Consider the following 19,734-nt stretch of genomic DNA (forward strand, 5'->3'; position numbering starts at 1 on the left):
TCGAAAACTCAAGCGCCCACCGTAGCGCAGATCACTTACACAAAATCTGTATTGATTCACCATCCCGTAAAAACGCTGGCGAAGGCCGCGACCACCGATGTCCGAGCACCGCGCTTCCGTCCCAATGATCGCCTGCTGGCCTTCTCGAAGACCCTCTGATTATTCCGTATTGGCGCGGCCCCAGCCCGCGCATCCTCCATGAATTGCAGGCCCCGGAGATCCGTATGCGGAATAATCCGGGACTCGGAATAATGCCTCATGTCGTGCAGACGCGGCCCGTGACTGTCGGATGCCCCGCGTAAGCCAATCTGCCGCGACAATGAATAGAAAGTGCGATGAATTGTACCGGCATCCATCCGGTTACCCCAGCTGGAAACAAAGAGATAGGAAGATACCGGTCGACCCGCCCAGTGATGCTCACGCCGCGTGATGTAGGCTGCGAGCACCTTGCATGTTGAGGCATGCAAAGGAATGAGTCTCGTCTTTCCGAGCTTCGCGCCGCGGATCGTTAATATCGCCCCCGTCAGATCCACGTCCTGAAGCTCGAGATTGCGCGCTTCACCCAGGCGCATGCCCGTGACGCTCAACAGCCCGAACAGGCAGTGATAGGTCCATGGCAGCAGTGCAGCCCGTTCATCGTGGTATGGCATCTGCAGCGCCGCCTGTAGCAGGCTACGGATCTCGTCGGCCGAGTATAGGTATGGTCGGGCCCGCTTCGGTCGAAATGGCAACAAGCCTGGTGCTGGTATTTCCGTGCGGGGATCGGTAGCACTGCGATATCGCGCGAACCCACGCAACCAGCGCATTCGTTGCGCCCATCGGTCGGGCTGGACATTTGTGGGTTGCCGAGCCCAGGCGAGCGCCAACGCCTGCGTAACGTAAGAAGCACGATGCTGTTCCATGAACGCGACGAAATCGGGTAGCGCTGTGCTCTCCTCCCTCAATTTGAATCCCAGGCTGCGCCGCAGGTCGAGGTAATCCTGAACAGCCTGCCGAAGCGTATTCATCGTACACCTCCGGGCCAAGGCAACGCGAGTGCGCGCAATGCCTTGATGTCGACCCGAGTGTAGATCATCGTGGTCTGTGGGTGACGATGACCCAGCACCTCGCCAATCTCCGTGAGCGAAGCTCCATGACTCAGCATCTGGGTAGCCAGTCCGTAGCGGAACTGATGGGCACCGGTTGTGGGCGCGTCAATGCTGGCACGCTGAAGTGCACGCCGAACGACGCAGCCGAGGCTACTTGGCCCACGAAAACCGGTGATGCCCGCGCGTGCACGTAAAAATACGCGGCGACTGGCGCTCTTCGGCCGCCCGTGCTGCAAGTAGGCGGCGATGGCTTCGCCGACGTCCGCAGGTAAGGGTAGCTCGATGCGTTGTCCACCCTTGGTGTGAACGCTCAGTTGACCTGCGTCCCAGTCGATATCATCGAGTTCGAGGAAAACCACTTCACTGGATCGCAATCCCAATCGCGCGAGCATCAACAGGATCGCGTAGTCGCGACGACCGACTGTAGTCCGTCGATCGATACTAGCCAGCAACTCCCGAGTCTGGTCTGCTGAGATTCCCCGGGGAATTGACGGGCTCGACCAGTTGGCGACCACCGGAACGGCGGCAGCGAGGTCCAGCGTGATGTCGCCGCGATAGCGCATATAGCGCAGAAAGGATCGCAGAGCAGTGGTCATAAGCTTCGCCTGCTTTAGATGCAGTCGTGGCGCCTGGACCTGCACAAAGCGCACGACATCGGCCGCACGTAGTTTCGATAGCGTGACCCTCCCATTCCCGAACCGATGTTTGAGAAACTCGCGGACGAACGGCACGTAGTTAATGATCGTGGCTCTGGCAAGAGCTTGAATATCGCGCAAGTACGCCTCGTACTCCTGTACACAGCGCTCAGCCGCCGAAATCCGAATTGTTGCCATCTGCTCAGGCGGAATCACGCCTTCGCCGCGAAGGAAACCAATAAGCTGTCTGAGCGCTGCCCGATCATCGTTGCGAGGCCGGAAATGCCGGGCACGATAGCGCAAGTATCGTGTTGCGTGATCGAAGCAGATATCCCGTACCCCCACACCTCTCTGTTTAAGCCATCGACTGAAACATGCGGCGATCCGGACCTTCCGCTTCAGGGACCATACGTTGTAACCCTGCGCGCAGATGGCGTTGGCAAAGGATGATAGATGGGCTGCCAGTGGACCTTCAGGTTCTCGCGAGAGAACGACCTGATCATGAATGGTGTACTTCACGACGAACTCCTTCCCTACGTGGGTGGAGGAGTCAAGATTATCTCTATCCAGCGTTGTCCATTTGCCCAGAAAAATGGGCTATCAGGAGGCTACAAGACATAATCCGGAAGGGTACATAGTGGCGCAGCGTATGCATGGATACGCGCTTGCCGAGGTGTGCCTCTTCTGCGGCGGCATGGATGGCGCGGTTCAGTTGCCGCGTGCTCAGCGGGTCCACCGGATCGAGGCCGGGAAACAGCCATCCGCCCTCGAGCATGCGGCCCTGCGCATGGGCCACCCGCCACCAGACGCGCAGGCGCTCGAGCAGGACTGGCGAGAGCATCGCGTAGCGGTCGCGGCGGCCCTTGCCCTGCTCGATGCGCAGCGTCATGCGCTGGCTGTCAACGTCGCCGACCTTCAGCGCCACCACTTCGCTGGCACGCAGCCCGGCACCGTAGGCGACCGACAGTGCCGTCTGGTGCTTCAGGTTGCCGGCGGCGGCGATCAGCCGGGCCACCTCGTCAGGGCTGAGCACGACCGGTAGCGTGCGGGGCACGCGCACCGGCTGCATGCGGGCCATCAGTTCCGGTCGCTCAAGCGTGATGTCGAAGAAGAACTTCAGTCCGGTGATGGCGGCATTCAGCGACACGGGCGAGATGCCGTGGTCGACCAGATGCAGCTGGTAGCGCCGCAGGTCCTCGACCGTGGCGGTGTCGGGCCGGCGTCCGAGGAAAGCGGTGAACTGACGGACCACGCGGACATAACCGGCTTGCGTCTTCGGTGCGAGCTTGCGCATGCGCATGTCGTCGATCAGGCGCTGGCGCAGCGGACTGATATCCTGGCTGGTGTGAGTCATGGCTCTGCTCCTGTTGAGGAACGAGGCGGATTGCCTCGTACCCAACATGGAAACAGAGCCGGTTTCCTCTCACCTGCCACCAGAGCTCAACCGGAGCCCCATTACCGCGCGAGCGGTTTCGTCCGCCGAAGTAATCCGGTCGTTCCAACGGCCGGTTTCCCCGGTCACCGAACGGCTGGTTGTGGCCGATCCCTGCCTGTCGCGACTGGCACCGCGCGACCCCATTGCAGCCATTCGCGGCAACTCAAAAGGAAGAACAGGAGATTCACCGAATGCCGGTGAAGAACAGAACCCCGACCACAATCATGGCGGCGCCAGCCACGCGCGCCACAACGGTGCCCGCGGGTCCCGTCTTTTCCAGGAAGACAAACAGCGCCAGCGTCGCCACCCAGACAAGGTTCATCACGCCCGCGACGAACAACACGCCCATCAGCGCCCAGCATGGTCGTGGAAATTGCCGGCGAGCAGTGCATTCATCCAAGTGGCGTAGTCGGTGATTGAGTTGCATGTGGCCGAATGGGCGACTAGTTCGCCAAAGCATCACTGATGCGCCGCCGATCCATCCTAGCGCATCTTTGATGGAGATCTTTTCTTGTAGCAGCTCGGCCGCGCGACCGCGGTAAGTGTTATCGAGCTTGCATAGGGAGACTATCACACCTCGAATGTCGGTTTGCAAGGCGGCGACGGTCGCCACTACGACGTGTGGGTTGACTTGGTCGTCTTCAGATCGTTTCAGAAGTTCTCGGAGGCTTGCAAGCCGGAAGGCGACGTCTGGGTTTGCGGCGCCCCAATCCCCGATTAGCAAACGCGAGCGCGTCTCTTCCGCTTCCTTCTGAAGTTCCGCCAGTCTAAGAGTTACCATGGTGTTGAGGCCCTTGAGCTGTTGTTCGCATGCGTATTCTCGTTTGTGTACCGGCTCGGATTGTCTGGACACGGTTTTGCAACTCAGGCGGCCTCTTTGAGGGTGGCTGCCTGACGGGCTTCATGGGGTGAGATGAAGCCCAGTTTTTCGAGACGCCAGTGGCGATTGTAACGATCCTTGAACTCGACGACCGCAGCCCGGACTTCCTCCAGATTCCTGAAGATGCGACCGTGAATGGCCTGTTCCTTCAGCGTCCGGTTGAAGCGCTCGGCGACGCCATTCGTTTGTGGCTCGGCAACGAAGGCAAAGCTCGGCGTGACACCCCAGAACCTGACCTGGTTGAGGAAGTCATCGGCCGTGTATTGCGAACTATCCATGCGCAGCGTCAGGCCCCGACCGATCTCGGCACCCGTGCCGCCGAATTCGCCCAGCAGTCCCTGTGCGATCGGCTGCAAGGCGGCGAACCGGTTGCCCGTCTTGACCGCATGGATGCCGACGCAGCAGGCGTCGCAATGATCAACCGCCGAGAACACCCAGACCCAGCCGTCATCCACGGTCTCGATGCGCACGCCGTCGGTGCCCCACATCTCGTTCGGGCGGCTGGTCGTGATTGTGCCGGCGTGCTGGGCAGACTTGCCCTGGGGGCGCCGATGTGGCGACAGCAAGGCGTTCTCCCGCATCAGACGCAGCACACGGGTGCGGGAGACCCGGATGTCGCGCAGGATGCGCAGCCGCGCCCATACCTTGCGATGTCCCTCGCCGGTAAAGGGCGAGGCCGCCAGATCGGCCCGGATGGCCTCCAGAAGGTCAGCGTCCGGCATCTTTGGTTTCGGGCCGCGCCGCTGCGCCACGAGTGGCACCACGTTGCTCGACGCGCGCGCACGACCGGCATAGATCGTCGAACGCGGGAATCCGAGCACCCGGCAGACCCGCTGCAGCCCATAAGGCTTGCCGGTGCCAGTGGAGGTCGCGCGGCTCATTTCGGCGACCTCCGGTTGCCTAAAGGGTGTCGGGCCTGCCTTTCCTTGCGCAGGATCTCGACTTCCATCACCAGCTCGCCAATGCGCCGGGTGGCCTCGCCAAGCTTCGCCTCCAGCGGATCGTTCTCGCGCTCCTTGAGGCCGGCATCGATACCGGCCAGGGCACGCTCGCGCCATTCTTCGAGCCTGTAGATCGGCACCGAAACCTCGCGCGAAATGGCGTCCACCGGCTCGCCGCGCAACAGGCGCAAGACGACTTCCTTCTTCCGGTTGGCCGACCACCGTTTCACTTCGGCGGCCGCGCCGGGGGCGCTTCCAGTCGCGCTACGCGCTCCTTCCACCGCCCCCGGCACAACCTCAGCAACTTCGACTTGTTCAGCATCTTCGACTCCATTTCCAGACACAGGTTTTACCCCAAATTCGTGTCCAGAAAAATCGGAGGCGGTTCACGTATTCTCGTTTGTGTGTTTCCATTGCTGACAACGGGAATCGACGCGGTGTTGCAGGAGATCAGTAGCTTGTCGTCTGCGAGCTAGTTGGCCGATAACACGACGAACGCGATTGGCGCGGCGATTGTCCGGGGTCTGAGTGGAGCCGACCTCGGAATGTCCACCTGAACTAACGCGCCAGTGGCAACGTCGTGGCCGCTAGCATCCCTGTGAACATGGCTAGCGGCATTTGTGAACACCGACAGCAGGCGTGGTTCAGCCAGCGGGCGCTGTTGCCGCCCCGGCTGCCATCAATGACGCGTCCGTCCGAACAGACCGAACAGGAAGGTATGTCCCGCGACGCCTTCACGCCGGTGCCGGCGCAACGCGTTTCGCCACGTCGTGATTTCGCCCCTGTACTCAAGCACGCGCTCGCCCGCCGCAGGCGGCAGCATCGCAAATACCCCCTTGGCGTGCACCGGCGATCTCCGGACGGTGATGCGTTGCATCGTGTTGCCCCTGACTGTGGTCTATGCGCAAGTATGAAGCGGCCAGTTCAGCCACTATTGATGGAAGGAAGATATCGTTGCCATGACGTTCAGCGCCCGCCAGACGCACTTGAGTCGTGGGCTTCACGCAGATTTTAATCCGCGACATTGCGGGATGGTCGTCTGTCGCCTTGCGATGCAGGCCAGATTCAGAAGGGCTGGGTGCCGAGCTCGCGCAGGCTGCCCCACTTCACCGTGCTCACGAAGGTCCTGCCCGTCGTGTCGAGCGATTCGATCATCGCCCGTTGCCCACGCGCTTCCGCGATGACCCGCACGATGCGCGTCCGGTAGCGCAACAGCGCGCCGATCGGTGGACACAGCGGGTCCCGCCTGCTCCGGGATCGTTTCTTTTCCATACGGGTATCGATATAGCTATCCAGCGACTTGCAGGGGCCGCGGCACATCGCAGCATCTCGCCACCGATGCTACCAGGCAGACATAGCCCGGTCCAGGCCCTGCGCACAGATAAGTCCGTTCCCCATCGTGGCGAACCCGCCGCGGCGACGTGGTCGGCGGCCAAACCGCCGACGGGACCCGCCCATTGACTTGTGCACGACTTCAGGCGCCGTTCACCGCATCCTTGAATGCCTTGCCCGCGGTGAATTTGACCGTCTTCGCGGCAGGAATCTGGATCTCGGCGCCGGTCGCCGGATTGCGGCCGACCCGCGCGGCGCGCGCGCCCGTCGAAAACGAACCAAAGCCGATCAGCTGCACCGTTTTGCCCTTCGTCAGCTCACCGGTGATGGCCGCGATCACCGCGTCAATCGCCTCGCCCGTGGCGGCCTTGCTGTCGCCGGTCTTCGCGGCGACTGCATCGACCAGTTCCTGCTTGTTCATGGTTTTGTCCCTGTTCTGGTTGTGAAGATGTCGTCACCCTACCCGATCGGCGCGCCTCCGCGCAATCGGCACGCAGCTAACGTGCTTCGCGATACCCGCCTTCAATATCGGCTCCCGTCTTCCGTGGATCGGATGCCCAGCGATTGGCGTCGCTAAAGAGCTTCGCAGGTGCAAAGTTCGGATATTCAACGACAGGTCAGCGGTCTGGTTGTGGGCCGCAGACTCCGCAGACATCCGGGCGTCCTGGGTCGCCTAGCTCCGCGCCTCAGTTGCGCGTGCCCGCTGCTCCGTATCCGCCCGCATCCGGCCTCGCGCCCGGATCGACCGACCCGTGCCGCGGCGCCACTCCCGGTGCCGTCCGGCCACGCACTTTCCCGAAACAGGGCGCCTGTCCGCAAACGAAGGGGTGGAAAGCTCTTACTTTCCCCCCTTCACTTTTTGTCACCAAACCGCGCCTGGCCCGTGAGCGGCGCATCGGCCTACAGCACCACGCCTTTTTTCGTGGCTACCTCGAAGGGCTTGACCTGGCAGAGCTGGGCGATCAGTACCTTGACGTCGTATCCAGGGACGCCGGCCTGCCACGGATCTAGGCTAATTCAGTATATTCAGTTTCGGCGAGATCACCACTTTCGCCATCCACTTCGACGGTATCGAAAGGGTTTGCTATCAAGTATTGGGCAGAAACCAGATCGGCAAAGCACTTTCGGAGCGTCCTCAACCCTTTCCGCCGGCTCTCATGTGAAAGCGGCCCGCGAAAGGGGCGCCACGCCGGTTCGTCGCGAAATCGCTTCCCCTTCATCACCCAAACGGATGAAGGCTGAGGATTTAAGGCAAACGCGTTGATGTATTCGTTCGCATCGTCGCTATTAAGGCTGGACAACGGTTTGTTCTTGCGGAAAACAGCCCACAACATCAGGCGCTCCGTCTCGCTCCTATAGCGGTCGTATGTCACGGGGCTATAACTGGATAACCAGTGTTCCAAGGCGGCACGATCGTCGTCAATGCCGAGAGCGTTCCCGGACGTATTGCGGTTTTCACCGGCGGATCCGTCCAGATTCAGTGGGAGCGAAAGGCGCTCAAGGGGACAGGGTCCGCGCAAGCGCCGCCGAATAGGAGCTTGCCGCCCCTGTTCGTCCTGCGATGCAGGAGTAATGCTTTCACCGGAACCGTTAAGCTTGAGTGCAAACTGATAGTTCAGCAACTCGGCAATCGTCTCGAGTTGAGACTCGGTGTCTGGCCCGGCCGGGTGAAGACGTAGCTCCAAGAACACCGCACCCTGCTTTCCGCCCTTCTTAGCGCCCCGCCGCACCTTGGCATAGAACTGTTCGCCGTCTAGTCCAATGATTCGTGCAAGCAACCGTTCGGGGCTCAACCGTGGTTGCATTTTTTGTGCAGCAATGGCCGTTTTGCGTACCGCTTCCGCACCCCTCAACGCGACGAGGTCACAGAGGGAGCGACCAAGCTCAAATGTAAGGCTTTCGTTTGGTAGAAGTTTTCTCAGTTCCTGCGGTAATGAAGCAACATCTGACGCCGTTACCAGCCGGGAATGCGCTATCCCCATCGCCTCTGCAGCTTGACGCGTCGTCGACCATGCATTCAATCGACGGCCTTCGACAAAACGATCGTGGAGTGCCAGAGGACTCTCTCTCTTGTACGTTCCGCGGATTTTCCCGGAGCGATCTGCACCGCTTAAATGCGCCAATATCTCCGATCGAGATTTTCCTGTCGGATCGAGTAGGCGTGCGCGCTCAACCAACGTAGCCAGACCATGTTCGTTCCTCGCTCTGAGTAGGCCTCGGGCAGTCCAGCTGACCATGCCAACCCCGGCAAAAAGCGCTAATAACTCGCCCGGGAATTCTGCAACAGCAACGGCCTCACGGATACGGTCATGAGTGACTTTTACTCCAAGTGCTCGGAAACAGCCAACCGCCTCCGTCGTGTTCTCCCATTTTTCCCCCAGCCCTGCCCGGTATAGCGCGGCAAGCGCAAGCGGGTTGTCACCAATGCGTATTGTCCCGGCGGTGTTCACGTTAGTCATGTGTCATTCAATGTGGCCGATTGTCGACGGAAACATCGTTCGCCAATTTGGAGAAAGGGGATGAAAACACGCCTCAATCCGCTACCTTTCGTCAGATGATTTCCGTCATACTACCGGCGCCGGCGTGCAATGAACTAAAAGTAGAGGCGTCTCGGAAGTAAAAGTAGCACTTCGCGCAGATCCAGCCTACCGACGCCGTGACATCCTTGTTGCACAAAGACTGCGACGTGAACGAAATAATTGTGTCACTGTCGGGCGGCAGAGGCAGCGGCGTTTCGTTGAGTGTCGCGCCCCTGCGGCGAATTTCCGGGTTCGTGCGGTCGTCGGATCGAAGAAATCGTTAGACGCCCACTAGCCTGATCCGACGATCATAGTTCATCTGGCCGAGCACCTTTCTCATGGCCGACACCTCCTTCCCGTCGACCTTTCGAAGATCCAGCTCATATGTGCGCAGGCTGGTTGTCAGGCGTACTACGGCTGATTTCCGATCAAGGCGGAGTTCTTCCAGCATTTCCTCATCGTCTTCCACGTACCGCTCAAACGAAACGCTGACGCCTCGCTCCCAATCTTCCAGCAGGTGTTCATATTTCGGCGTGCGCAGAAGGGTGAGACTTTCGATCCCACTCGGATCCGCGGGGTCGACGACTGCAAAGGACAGAATCAAGTCGTCCCCGTTCTCGGTCGAGATAAACGCGACGGTTTCCATAATCTTCGATCCATGATTTCCGCAGCCACAAACCACAATCATCGCACTGCGACCACCCCTTCCCGTCGAAGAGCCCGTTGCTTCAGTCGCCACTGCAGCGCGGCAATTCGGGTCGTCCCGCATATTGGGCAGATTGGGTCATGCCGCACTGCGACCGATGCGGCAGCGATCAAGTAGTACACACGCCTTGCTTCGTCCGGGGCCGTGCCCTATGAAGAGGCGGGGAGGCCTGTTCGGATGCGGCGGTTCAGTGGGACACCAATTCGAAATCTCACCGCGTGTCTGGTGCCGTGAACGACGCAATGCCGGTAGCACCGCGACGTGCCACAAAGCATTGTCGGGTTGACCGCCTCACCGGTGCAGCACTCTGCGCGTCGCCATATACGCGTCGAACAGACCCGCATGCAGGCGGCTCAGTTCCTCGCGCAGGCTGACCAGTTCGTGCTGGTCGCCCTCATGCTCGCGGCGCAGGATCTCCCCCAGCAGGGCCGTCGCGCGGGACGCCGCCTGCTCACGCTGGACGCGCGCCTCGGCCAGCCGGCCCGCCAGCGCCGGCTTGATCACCAGCAGCCACGCCGGGAACCACGCGTCATCGTCGACCTCGCCCGTGCCGGGAAATTCCGCATCGAAGCGCCGGCGTAACGCGTCGAGCGACGCGTCGCCCAGTACCGGCAGCAATGCCGCAAACCGTGCCGGCGCCAGCCACGCCAGTTCCGCGAGCAGCGGCCATGCGGCGTCCAGTCCAACTGCCCGGTAGCGCGCCTCGGTCATCCACGCGAGGGGCGCCGGGATGCGCCACCACGATTCAATGCTCTGGACCGCCTCACTCGCGGCCGCCCAGTCGCCCGCCAGCAGCCACAGCGGTGCAGAATGGCTGTCGGCATCGGCACGGAGAAAAGCCAGGGTCGCGGCCCGGTCCGCGAGCGCTCGCCAGCAGGGTGCGAGCCATGCGTGACCGGTCTGCGCGGGCAGCACCCGCCGGGCGGCGGGCACCACCTCGTCCTCCAGGTGACGCCGGGCGATGGCGAGCGCTGCGTGATCCGCAAAGGGCGCCGCCGGTGCGCGTTCGAGTTCGCTCACCAGCACGCTCATCGCGGGCAGCGCGTCATCGTCCGGGTATCCGGCAGCCAGCAGTTCCAGTGCGGTGCGAGCGGACACCGCATCGCGCCGCTGCAGTTGCTCCAGCACGTCGTTGCGCAACATCACGTCGCGGCTGTCGGCGAAGATATCCAGTTGCTTCACGGTCTGCTGTATGGCCATCGCGCTCAGAAAAGTTGCCTTTCAGGATGGGCCAGATTAGCCCACTTCACCGTGCTGCGGAAGGTGCGGCCGTCTTCGCCGACTGACTCGATGATCACGCGCTGGCCGCTTGCTTCGGCGATCACGCGCACCGTACGCTCGCCGTAGCGCATCAGCGCGCCGATCGGCGGGCAGGCCGGTGCCTTGCGACGGCTCCGCCCGGTTCGTCCCATCCCCTCTTTCCGCGGGCGGCTGCTGCCTGCCATGCTGACTACCCCCGCTTGCGGCGTGCCGCCGTCTTGCCGGACGGCATGGAGGCGGCCGGCGCCTTGCGCGGCGGGCCCGGTGTCCGTGCTGGACGGGCCGCGGCTGGGCGTGCCGTGGCGGCCTTCGCGCGAACGGGTCGCGTTTCGTGGGCATCGGCCTCGCGCCGTGCCGCCAGTTGTTCCTGCAGCGTCGCGTTCGTGGCCTGAACGGCATCGAGCCGCCCCTGCAGCACGCCCGCCTGATGACGGGCGTCACCCAGTTGCGCCTGCAGCGTCTCGACCGCGCGGCGATGGTCCGCCTCGCGCCGGTCGGCCCGCTTGGTCGTCTCGTCCAGTTCCTTCTGCAGCTTCGCGGCGGCGCCGCGCTCGCGGTCGATCTCGAGCAGCGCCCGCTTCTCGGACGCGCGCAGACGCTCCTCCGCGCGCTCAGCCGATTCCCGCTGCTTCGCCAGGTCCCGCGAAAACCCTTCCCTAACCTCCCGGAACTCGCTATCGCGCGCAGCCAGCGCCGCGCTGATCCGCGCCAGTTCCTTCTCGAGCGCCTGTCGCTGCGCGTGGCCTTGGGCCTGCGCCCTGTCCAGCTCCCGGACCTCGACCTGCGCGGCCAGCAGCGCCGCGGTGCGCTGTTCGAGCGCCGTCTCGACGCGACCCAGTTCGTCGTGGGCGGCGATCACCAACTGCTGCGCCTCGGCCCGCTGCGCCTCGACTTCGTCACGCAGCCCGTCGAGCGCCGTTGCGGCTGACGCGGTGGCGCGCGTCCAGAGGGTCGCGACCAGTTCGCCGGCAGCCGCACCGAGATCGGCGGGCAGGTCGGGATGCGCGATGCGCACGCGGCTCTTTTCGCGTAGTTCCGTCCAGAACTCGCCGAGCACCGCAGTCGGCGTAACCATGCTGCCCCGCTTCACGAGCTGGTAAAGCCGGTTCGCAGTCGGCGTGATGCCATGACGGAAGAACAGCAGTGCGCAGACCTCGCGGTACAACTCGCGGGTCTTGGGGAATTCGGCCTTCAGGCGCGCGATATCGGCGGCCAGCGCCGCATCGGGGGACAGGACGTCGCTCATGAGATCACAATCAGAGAATTGGGATAAATATTACTACGTAAACCGGCATATATCTAATTCTCGCTCACCCATATTTTGACATTAATCCTATAATGTTGAATTTTCGTGGCGATGTGCGACAATTCTTGCGTCACACCTCCCTCACGCCCGCACCGGTCCGCCACGCCATGAAAACCGCCCTGCCCGCCCCGCGTCCGATCGATGCGCTTGACCTGCCGCCCGACCTCGATGGCCGTCACGGCACGAATCGCGCAGACGGACGCATGCAGGTCGCCGCTGACACCGATCTCGACGCGCTTCGCGCCTGGCTCGCCCGCTTCGCCGGGACGAAAACCACGTTTGACAACTACCGCAAGGAAGCCGAACGGCTGCTGCTGTGGTCGGTCCTGCAGATGGGCAAGCCGCTCTCCTCGCTCACGCACGAAGACCTGCTCGTCTACCAGCACTTTCTCGCCGATCCCCAGCCCGCCGCGCGGTGGACCGCTGACGGCGGACGCAAGCATCCCCGCGACGATGCGCGCTGGCGGCCGTTCTACGGCCCGCTGTCGGCATCGAGCCAGCGGCAGGCCATGGTGATTGTCAACGTCATGTTTGCGTGGCTCGTGCAGGCCGGTTATCTGGCCGGCAATCCGCTGTCGCTGTCGCGTCAGCGCGCCCGGAGGGCCAGGCCGCGCATCGTCCGGTATCTGTCGCCGGAGCTGTGGCTCGAGGTCAAGACCTGGATTCAGGGCATGCCCGTGCAGACAGCTCGCGAGCGCGAACATCACGCGCGCGTGCGCTGGCTCTTTACCCTGCTCTATCTGGGCGGTCTGCGGATCACGGAGGTCGGCACGAACACGATGGGACGGTTTTTCCGGCGCGCTGACGAAAACGGCACGGACCGCTGGTGGCTCGACGTGATGGGCAAAGGTGGCAAGGAGCGGCTGGTGCCCGCCACCGCGGAAATGATGACGGAACTGGGTACCTACCGGCGGGCACGCGGACTGCCCGCCCTGCCCTTGCCGGGCGAGCACACGCCGCTCGTGCTGCCAATTGGCCAGTCGCTCAAACCACTCACGCGCGCAGCGTTGCACCGGATCGTGAAGGATGTTTTTAGCGGTGCGGCGCAATCCCTGCGTGCGCGTGGTGAAGACCAGTCACAGCGCGCGGACCGCCTCGGGCAGGCATCGGCACACTGGCTGCGTCACAGCGCAGGGTCCCACATGGCGGACCAGCAGGTCGATCTGCGACTCGTGCGCGATAACCTCGGGCATGCGTCACTGACGACGACCAGTCAGTATCTTCACGTCGACGACGATCGCCGGCACCGCGAGACCGACGAGAAGCACCGTATTGACTGGTAACAGACGGCAGCCCGGCCCTACCGCCTGATCTGGAAATCGTCGGGCGTGAGCCTGACGGGTTCACCCGGACGCAGGCGGACTTTCCTTTCGGCGACCGCGATGATACGGCGCCGTCCATCAGCAAACGCCTTGAGCATCCGGACCTAGTCAGCGCCTGGCGACAACCAAAATTGTGCTTCGCGCGCCTCGCGCGTAATCGCACAGGCGACCTCGCTGCGACGCCCGGTCAGGCGAAACGAAAATTTCATGCCGGTCCGCCGCGACATCGGGCATCAGCTCAATCACGTCCATGATTTCTACCTCCTGAATCAGCTGAGAACTGTTAACGTCCTGTCGCCCGTCTTCAATTTTACAGAACAGAGGGAGAACAGGCGCGCGCCGCAGATACAGGCGGCGTGGATGCTGCCCAGCCCTGCTGGAGACGGGTTTGCGGTTGACGGGGACGCAGACGTGCCAGACGGTTAGTTGCATGATTGCGATCGACACGGATCTCCAGGGTGAGCCTTTACGGGAGATGAACTTCACAGTGCCATGCGAAGGTGCGGTCAACTGATACAGCGTGTCGGCAAGAAAAGCGCGCTCACGCCACCCTTGCAGACGTACATCGAGGAGCCATTGGAGGAGCCATCTGGATAGGCGCTATCGTTGCGCGATGGGCCGCAGGCGACCCATCGGCGACGTTCGAACTCGCGGAACGGTAACGACGGCTTCCAAGGTATAACGGCCGTTGCCCTGCTTGGAGCAAGCCACCGGTCCCGTTCCACGGAGGTAATCTTAAAGTCGCTATCCGTGTCTCCCGATAAAGCACGCGGCCAGCGGTTCGAAACTGCAAGTAACGCGCCACCTAACGAGCACTTTCACCAGATAACACGGCTCTTCACCGAGCAAAATTTGCTCGCAAACCCCGGAACATATTGGCCACAAAAACGGTATACGGCATTGGCACGCAAGCGATGCGAGTAGTTCCGCGCAGGTGCAGTCGGAGTATTCTGAATGGACGGTCGGATAATGGGCGTGGCCGTGATGCTTTTAGAGCTGCAATCCATCCAACTCGGACGACGTCAAGGCTGCCTCGGAGATGCACTGTCCTCCATACAATGACGCCGGCCTTCCCATCAGGTGACTTCTCCATGTTGTCATCCAGTCCGACCGCTCAAGACATTTCCCAGTCCCATCTGCTTGAGGAGCCGTTCGTCCCAATCGGTGGCGCGCCCAGTCCTGCCGAGAACGCCGCTCTCGCCGCAGCTCTCTACCGCTACACATAGGCCGCCATCGCTCCAGTACAACGCCTTCAGCAGATCACCACGGCGGCCCCTGAAGATAAAAACATGGCCGCCGTATGGATCCTTCTCAAGCACCATCTGTACCTTCGCCGCAAGGGAATTGAAGCCGGCACGCATGTCAGTGACGCCGGCAGCGATCCAGATCCGTGTGTTTGCAGGCGGCCCGATCATCGCAGAATCCGCTCGAGGACCAGGCGCAATATCGTCGCGTCGGGCACGCCTTCTATCCGGACCGACGTATTGCCATGCTGAAGCTGAATGCTGCCGTTTGCAGCCTGCGGAGGTGCCGGCGCGTTCGTTCGCCTCCGGCGCATGGGCCGCCGGACGATCGGACCGTCTATCGACAACGACGGGCAACATGATCTCCGCCTGGGCATCTTCGACCAGCAGACCCTGGGCGTACAGTTTGCGCCAGGCCCACACCTGATTGGCGTTGATGTTGTTGTCGCGAGCGACCCTGGCGACTGACGCGCCGGCTTCAAACGTCTGCTCGACGACCGATCGTTTCCATTCCAATGGATGCCGTCGGTTCTGGCGCTTGGCAGGTAACGCGACTGTCTGAGGCACTGTGTCCATTCTCGGGCTGTTTGTGGACAGAGTCGGTCACTCGTGTCCGTCGCAGCCGATGATTGCATCTTCTACGCAAGGCGGGGAACGGTACAAATCAGATGCTTACCCAAAAAGGCACCCGCGCGGCATAGTTCGGTACACGGCATAAACCGCCAAATTGAACGGCCTTGATCCCGAGGCCTGCCTCGCTCTAGTGACGCAGGTTGCCCGCAGGCCTTCTGGATTCAACAACTGTTCTATTGACACGCAGCGACCATATCAGTGCCGTTACGACCGACAGTCGTCAGAATTCAGGTCAACGACTCGCCGGAAGATTCGATGACGTTTGAGTGGCCGGCGAAAGCCCGCGGCGGCAAAGAAGCGTTTGCAGCGCCAAGCCGATGGCTGCACCTACACCGAAGAGTTGAGCCAGCACAAATCCCAGAACGCGGCCTAAACGTACAAAAAGATCCGTTTCTTGAGGGCTACCGACCTGCACGCATCCCACGACCTCGCCCGCGGCCTCCGCGACGAGCACGTCGTTCCCGCCCTGAGCCGCGATGGCGTCGAACGCGTCCCAATACCCCGGCGCGAGCGGCTCACCGGATGCTCCCGGGCGGCCCCGCGAGGGTCGTCCGCCAGGAGTCGCACGATGGCCGGCACGTCGGCGCGGCGCGCGAGGCGGATGTGCAGGTCGGCCGCGAGAGCATGGTTCATGGCGACTGTCCGGGAAGGGCCGAGGCGGGATCGGAGCGCGTGCGGTGACGAGAGATCCGTGCCGGCTAACGCCCAAGCTCAGCGGCGCGCGTTAGTCATCGGTATTCTCTGCCAAGCACTCGAGACTTCTGTAGTTCCAGAAAACATGCAGTCCACGCGCTCAATTGCGTCGTCCCGATTTTCCTTAATCGATCCGCGAAATTCTCCGTTCCGATCTGACGTCATGAGCACCCGGGACGATTCGAGGAAGCCGCGCCTTGAATTCCACCCGACGGCCATGATTCGCAAACCGCGATGGGGCGTTTCGACCCGCTCTGCGAAACCAAGTCGACCAACGACTGAGATGAGACCGGTGGAAGTGACAGAGGCTTTGCAGCTCAGCCTAGTCGGCACGACGATCAGAGCTTCAATGCGGGCACCGCCAGTGTAGCGAAATTCGTTGTGCAGATCCTTCTTGTTGAGATCATTTACCAGCTCATGATGCGAGAGGCCGAAGACATCCACCGAGTAGCGCTGACCGGGCCGATTGGCCGAGGGACCTCGGATGATTTCCACCGGAATTTCGCGTAGCTCGCCGGGAGCAAGAGTCACATCAGTCACGCCGTTGTTGAGCTGGACACGCCAATCGTTCGATCCGTTTCGTGGAATCGTCAGTCGATATCCGAGAATGAGGTTCTTTTTGTGCGTGAGATCGTCGTTTCGGATCGATACCGATTGCTTGTGGTGACTCTTAGTTCCCTTGGGCGGCACCTGGAAATAGCTAATGTTTTCCTGTTCCCGGTCACCGTCCTGGTTCGCAAGAACCGTTTCTCCTGGAATCGCATTCATCCTGAGGCGCAAGCACGAATGGAAATAGAACACGCCCGCGGTCAATTGCGCTGGCGTCAACGTGAAGGTCGGCTTCCAATCGACGTAGACATCCACGGTGCCGCCGGCCGGAATGCTCGCAAGTTGAGGGAACGTTGTGGCATCGGCCTTTCCGATAAGGACCCAACCGGTAGGGCCGGTGATCCCCATTCCGAGGGGGTCGGTGACCTCGAACGTCGCGACGACATTCGATGCGATTGCGTTGCCGATGTTGCGTATTCGCGCGTAGACACGGTTCGTCAGGCCAACTGCCGGATCATCTCCGTTTCCGATCGGCACCATCTGTCCGTTTCCGTCGTCCCACATGCCATAGCGAAACACTCCGAAACCGTTCACTGGGCTGTCCACCCAGATGTCAGTGGTCTCCCATGTGTTTCCGGGGGGCGATATCCACGGCTTGATCATCACATCGGGCTGCGCCCCGACATCGTTGTAGATGACTCTGACCAGATAATTATCGTCGTCGACTTTATTTGTGACCTCGATCGTCACTTCGTTCGGGGCGCGGAAAGTGTCCCCCGCTTTCCAAAGTTCCCGACGATTGCAGTCGTTACTCGGACCGGTCAAGCAAGTTGGGCCCTTATTTCGCCCGATTACCTTTGAAATAGCCTGAGGGTTCGTAACCTCGTCCACTCGCTCGATGAGAACACCTTCGTCCGGAATTCCTTGTGGGGCACGCTTGTCGTTGAGATCATCGCCCCGCACTCTTCGACGAACGCTCACCATGTAGTAAACGTGGGGTGCGATCTCGACCTTGACTGCCTGGACATTGGGCTGGGCGTTTTGATCGTACTCGATCGCCCAGATCGCGGCGTTGCCACCGCCCAGTGCGCGAGTGAACGTTTGATACTTTCCTGGGGAGAGCCACGGTTGACGTATCGGTGGAGAAACAGAAAGCACATTTCGGAACTGATTATCCGGTTGGATGGACACTGCTCCAATGCGCCCAGGATAATTCGTGTCCATCAGGTCAAACTCGCTTTGGTAGCCACTTGGATGTCCCCCAATCCCGACCTGAAGGGGAGTGTCGGCGGCAGCGGCTCCTGATTGCAGATTGTGACCTACCTCATGTGCCCAGCGACCCCAGACTTGCCGGTCCGTGTCGCCGGGGTTCTCTCCAACCACCGCATTTCCCACGAATATCTGATTGCCACCAGCCCCTACGTTGCGGGTCGCGTAGTAGCTTCCACCCGGATCCGATTTCTGTGAGAGCACTACCACGATTGCATGGACATCGTTTGCCCACAGCGCCGTGACGGCCGCAGGAGCGCTGGCTAACGCGTCCTGCAATGTCGTTTCCATAGACGCGGTGCTGCTATAGGCTGCCTGGTTTTTCGGCAAACGAAAGATGTCCGTAACGACAAACTCCACCCCCATGGTGTTGTTGGAATTCTGTTTGAAGAGATTGGTGACGTTGGCGAGCTGCTGCTCGACCTGTTGACGTGAGTATCTCGGTGGAGTGGTGCCGGAGTCCTGGAAATCAACCCGCATCACGATGTATCGGTTGACGGTCTGCGCGCTGGCTGTCTCAGCTAAACCCACAAATAGCAGAAGAACGCAGACCGCGATGACAAATGACGCCCTCAAGGATCGCATATCGCACCCCCAGTTACGTTTTGCGCAAGGCGCAACGACGGGTTGGGCGTCATTTCGCTACGAACTCGCGTCATCACATAGCTACCTAATTGTCCAACCGCACCTAGCCGCCATACCAATTCCTAGTGCGATAAATCCTATAACGATAGGCAGTGCGACGTACCAACAGGCCGGAAATCCGAGCCAGTACGCGGCGATCAACGTTGCAACCACACCCAGCGTAGAGCCAATGAGGATTGAGTATCAAAGACAGCATATGCCGCAGAGTTGCAGCGCGTGAGGTTATTTTCCAGTGCGCTAAGCCAGTTGGTGCCGGGCACCAGGTACCAGCCGTCGAGAAACGGGCGGACACCGGCTTCGCGCAGGCGCGTTGCGAGCGCCTCGACCTGCGCATGGTCGCGCCAGTGGTAACTCAGGAAAACATCGAACGTGTCCGCCACGGCCCTCCCCTGCTAACCACACAGCCCTGTTCTTGCTTGTTATGCCGATGGATCGGCAAGTGCTGCCCGGCCAAAACTCAGAGGCTGGCTTCCCACGTTATAGGATCATTTAGGCGCGGCAACCAAGGACGCAGTGATGCACGGGGCGCCTCGATGCCCGCGACCTGACTCACTCGTTCGGGAGACGGACCTGACGAATTAGATCGCGCGCTGCTCGGAGCTCGGCATTTACCTGCCGCGACAGCTCCCGCAAATACTCACGGTGACCGCCCTCGTATGCGTTCTGGGACGCGTTAGCCTTGCCTTCCGCCGATTTAGGTCCGGTTGACCGCCCCCACGGTTTCCAGCGGCCGATTAGCTCGGCCTGCCTTGCCCTGCGCTCCGGTGTCCAGCCTTTCGCCATTGCTCGCCTCCAATAGTTCGTTTGGCGCGTTCCTGTTTTGCTCCGCGTGCGATGCTTGCTCAACAGGAGCCACGCCGTTATTGACCTGCACGTTATGGCCCATATCGGCCTGCTTCACGATATGGACCTGAGCGGGTTCTTGACCTTTAAGGTACTTCGTCATCGTTCGGTCCTCCGGGTGTGAGTTCGCTCGCCGGTCGGGCTATCTCGCGCCGGAATGCGAGCGGATGATTCGGTACGCCTTTACGGCCAGTTCTCGTCGGTGCTTCTGTTGTCAAAGTAGTCCCTCTACTCGATGTGGCGGGGGCTACTCTGGCGACTTCTGATTGGAGCGTCTAGACGGTACGCCGTACTCGCTTACTCTTAGAACCCTTGCGGCGCAAGTTGAGGCCCAACTCGCTCAATATGCAATGTCTACATGAAATGGCGCTTGGTTGTTCGTATGTTCGGACAGCTTTCCGCGATCGAATGACCGTTTGCTGAGACAGAGCCGC

At 61.2% G+C, this 19,734-nt stretch carries 19 protein-coding genes and 1 pseudogene; 1 reads left to right on the plus strand and 19 read right to left on the minus strand.

What is annotated here, in order from left to right; genetic code table 11:
* Positions 1-56 precede the first annotated feature (56 nt).
* The 14 genes and pseudogenes from P0D73_RS31160 to P0D73_RS31225 all read right to left on the minus strand — a co-directional run bounded on the left by P0D73_RS31160 (position 57) and on the right by P0D73_RS31225 (position 12,042).
* A complete protein-coding gene (locus P0D73_RS31160) occupies positions 57-1,007 on the minus strand; it encodes a tyrosine-type recombinase/integrase (protein ID WP_408261233.1) in 951 nt (316 codons plus the stop codon).
* Complete coding sequence (locus tag P0D73_RS31165) at positions 1,004-2,242, minus strand: site-specific integrase (protein WP_408243204.1); 1,239 nt, start codon at positions 2,240-2,242, stop codon at positions 1,004-1,006. Before P0D73_RS31165 ends, P0D73_RS31160 begins: the two co-directional genes overlap by 4 nt.
* 43 nt (positions 2,243-2,285) lie before the next feature.
* Complete coding sequence (locus P0D73_RS31170; protein WP_408434397.1) at positions 2,286-3,077, minus strand: tyrosine-type recombinase/integrase; 792 nt, start codon at positions 3,075-3,077, stop codon at positions 2,286-2,288.
* 265 nt (positions 3,078-3,342) lie between these two features.
* Entirely contained in the window at positions 3,343-4,011 is a 669-nt protein-coding gene (locus P0D73_RS31175) for a copper chaperone (protein WP_408261374.1), read from the minus strand.
* A gap of 11 nt (positions 4,012-4,022) precedes the next feature.
* Positions 4,023-4,919, minus strand: a complete 897-nt coding sequence (locus P0D73_RS31180; protein WP_408261376.1) for an integrase core domain-containing protein — start codon at positions 4,917-4,919, stop codon at positions 4,023-4,025.
* Positions 4,916-5,209, minus strand: a complete 294-nt coding sequence (locus P0D73_RS31185) for a hypothetical protein (RefSeq protein WP_408434400.1) — start codon at positions 5,207-5,209, stop codon at positions 4,916-4,918. Before P0D73_RS31185 ends, P0D73_RS31180 begins: the two co-directional genes overlap by 4 nt.
* Positions 5,210-5,612: 403 nt before the next feature.
* Positions 5,613-5,856 (minus strand): annotated as a pseudogene (locus P0D73_RS31190) (SET domain-containing protein); the annotation flags it as partial.
* A 188-nt stretch (positions 5,857-6,044) separates the two neighbouring features.
* Positions 6,045-6,251 carry a hypothetical protein gene (locus tag P0D73_RS31195; RefSeq protein WP_408261379.1) on the minus strand — a complete coding sequence of 69 codons (207 nt, stop codon included), beginning with the start codon at positions 6,249-6,251 and terminating at the stop codon, positions 6,045-6,047.
* Between the two features lie 202 nt (positions 6,252-6,453).
* A complete protein-coding gene (locus P0D73_RS31200; protein ID WP_408261381.1) occupies positions 6,454-6,732 on the minus strand; it encodes an HU family DNA-binding protein in 279 nt (92 codons plus the stop codon).
* A 586-nt stretch (positions 6,733-7,318) separates the two neighbouring features.
* Positions 7,319-8,770, minus strand: coding sequence for a site-specific integrase (locus tag P0D73_RS31205; RefSeq protein WP_408261383.1), 1,452 nt, complete (start codon positions 8,768-8,770; stop codon positions 7,319-7,321).
* 340 nt (positions 8,771-9,110) lie between these two features.
* The gene (locus P0D73_RS31210) at positions 9,111-9,476 is read right to left on the minus strand and encodes a hypothetical protein (RefSeq protein ID WP_408261384.1); all 366 of its coding nucleotides are present in this window, start codon (positions 9,474-9,476) and stop codon (positions 9,111-9,113) included.
* A 351-nt stretch (positions 9,477-9,827) separates the two neighbouring features.
* Positions 9,828-10,718, minus strand: a complete 891-nt coding sequence (locus P0D73_RS31215) for a hypothetical protein (protein WP_408434403.1) — start codon at positions 10,716-10,718, stop codon at positions 9,828-9,830.
* 23 nt (positions 10,719-10,741) lie between these two features.
* A complete protein-coding gene (locus tag P0D73_RS31220; RefSeq protein WP_408261553.1) occupies positions 10,742-10,948 on the minus strand; it encodes a hypothetical protein in 207 nt (68 codons plus the stop codon).
* 38 nt (positions 10,949-10,986) lie between these two features.
* Positions 10,987-12,042 carry a DNA-binding protein gene (locus tag P0D73_RS31225; RefSeq protein ID WP_408261552.1) on the minus strand — a complete coding sequence of 352 codons (1,056 nt, stop codon included), beginning with the start codon at positions 12,040-12,042 and terminating at the stop codon, positions 10,987-10,989.
* Positions 12,043-12,209: 167 nt separating this feature from the next.
* Between P0D73_RS31225 and P0D73_RS31230 the strand changes: the two genes are divergently transcribed.
* Complete coding sequence (locus P0D73_RS31230; RefSeq protein WP_408261550.1) at positions 12,210-13,385, plus strand: tyrosine-type recombinase/integrase; 1,176 nt, start codon at positions 12,210-12,212, stop codon at positions 13,383-13,385.
* A 147-nt stretch (positions 13,386-13,532) separates the two neighbouring features.
* Here the strand turns inward: P0D73_RS31230 and P0D73_RS31235 are convergent, their stop codons facing one another.
* The 5 genes from P0D73_RS31235 to P0D73_RS31255 all read right to left on the minus strand — a co-directional run bounded on the left by P0D73_RS31235 (position 13,533) and on the right by P0D73_RS31255 (position 19,403).
* Positions 13,533-13,871 carry a hypothetical protein gene (locus P0D73_RS31235; protein ID WP_408434406.1) on the minus strand — a complete coding sequence of 113 codons (339 nt, stop codon included), beginning with the start codon at positions 13,869-13,871 and terminating at the stop codon, positions 13,533-13,535.
* A 650-nt stretch (positions 13,872-14,521) separates the two neighbouring features.
* Positions 14,522-15,244: an IS66 family insertion sequence element accessory protein TnpB gene (tnpB, locus tag P0D73_RS31240; RefSeq protein ID WP_408434409.1), complete on the minus strand. Its 723-nt coding sequence runs from the start codon at positions 15,242-15,244 to the stop codon at positions 14,522-14,524.
* A 768-nt stretch (positions 15,245-16,012) separates the two neighbouring features.
* Positions 16,013-18,388 (minus strand): M12 family metallo-peptidase, encoded by a 2,376-nt coding sequence (locus P0D73_RS31245; RefSeq protein ID WP_408434412.1) that lies wholly within the window; start codon positions 18,386-18,388, stop codon positions 16,013-16,015.
* Between the two features lie 206 nt (positions 18,389-18,594).
* Positions 18,595-18,837: a toll/interleukin-1 receptor domain-containing protein gene (locus tag P0D73_RS31250; protein ID WP_408260261.1), complete on the minus strand. Its 243-nt coding sequence runs from the start codon at positions 18,835-18,837 to the stop codon at positions 18,595-18,597.
* A 314-nt stretch (positions 18,838-19,151) separates the two neighbouring features.
* Complete coding sequence (locus P0D73_RS31255) at positions 19,152-19,403, minus strand: hypothetical protein (RefSeq protein ID WP_408260264.1); 252 nt, start codon at positions 19,401-19,403, stop codon at positions 19,152-19,154.
* Positions 19,404-19,734 lie beyond the last annotated feature (331 nt).

Source organism: Paraburkholderia sp. RL18-101-BIB-B, assembly GCF_046026985.1.
Lineage (GTDB): Bacteria > Pseudomonadota > Gammaproteobacteria > Burkholderiales > Burkholderiaceae > Paraburkholderia.

Coding starts and splice junctions, on each gene's coding strand:
- P0D73_RS31160 (WP_408261233.1), bottom strand. CDS start 1,007: ATGAATACGCTTCGGCAGGCTGTTCAGGATTACCTCGACCTGCGGCGC.
- P0D73_RS31170 (WP_408434397.1), bottom strand. CDS start 3,077: ATGACTCACACCAGCCAGGATATCAGTCCGCTGCGCCAGCGCCTGATC.
- P0D73_RS31180 (WP_408261376.1), bottom strand. CDS start 4,919: ATGAGCCGCGCGACCTCCACTGGCACCGGCAAGCCTTATGGGCTGCAG.
- P0D73_RS31195 (WP_408261379.1), bottom strand. CDS start 6,251: ATGGAAAAGAAACGATCCCGGAGCAGGCGGGACCCGCTGTGTCCACCG.
- P0D73_RS31200 (WP_408261381.1), bottom strand. CDS start 6,732: ATGAACAAGCAGGAACTGGTCGATGCAGTCGCCGCGAAGACCGGCGAC.
- P0D73_RS31205 (WP_408261383.1), bottom strand. CDS start 8,770: ATGACTAACGTGAACACCGCCGGGACAATACGCATTGGTGACAACCCG.
- P0D73_RS31210 (WP_408261384.1), bottom strand. CDS start 9,476: ATGGAAACCGTCGCGTTTATCTCGACCGAGAACGGGGACGACTTGATT.
- P0D73_RS31220 (WP_408261553.1), bottom strand. CDS start 10,948: ATGGGACGAACCGGGCGGAGCCGTCGCAAGGCACCGGCCTGCCCGCCG.
- P0D73_RS31225 (WP_408261552.1), bottom strand. CDS start 12,042: ATGAGCGACGTCCTGTCCCCCGATGCGGCGCTGGCCGCCGATATCGCG.
- P0D73_RS31230 (WP_408261550.1), top strand. CDS start 12,210: ATGAAAACCGCCCTGCCCGCCCCGCGTCCGATCGATGCGCTTGACCTG.
- tnpB (WP_408434409.1), bottom strand. CDS start 15,244: ATGGACACAGTGCCTCAGACAGTCGCGTTACCTGCCAAGCGCCAGAAC.
- P0D73_RS31255 (WP_408260264.1), bottom strand. CDS start 19,403: ATGACGAAGTACCTTAAAGGTCAAGAACCCGCTCAGGTCCATATCGTG.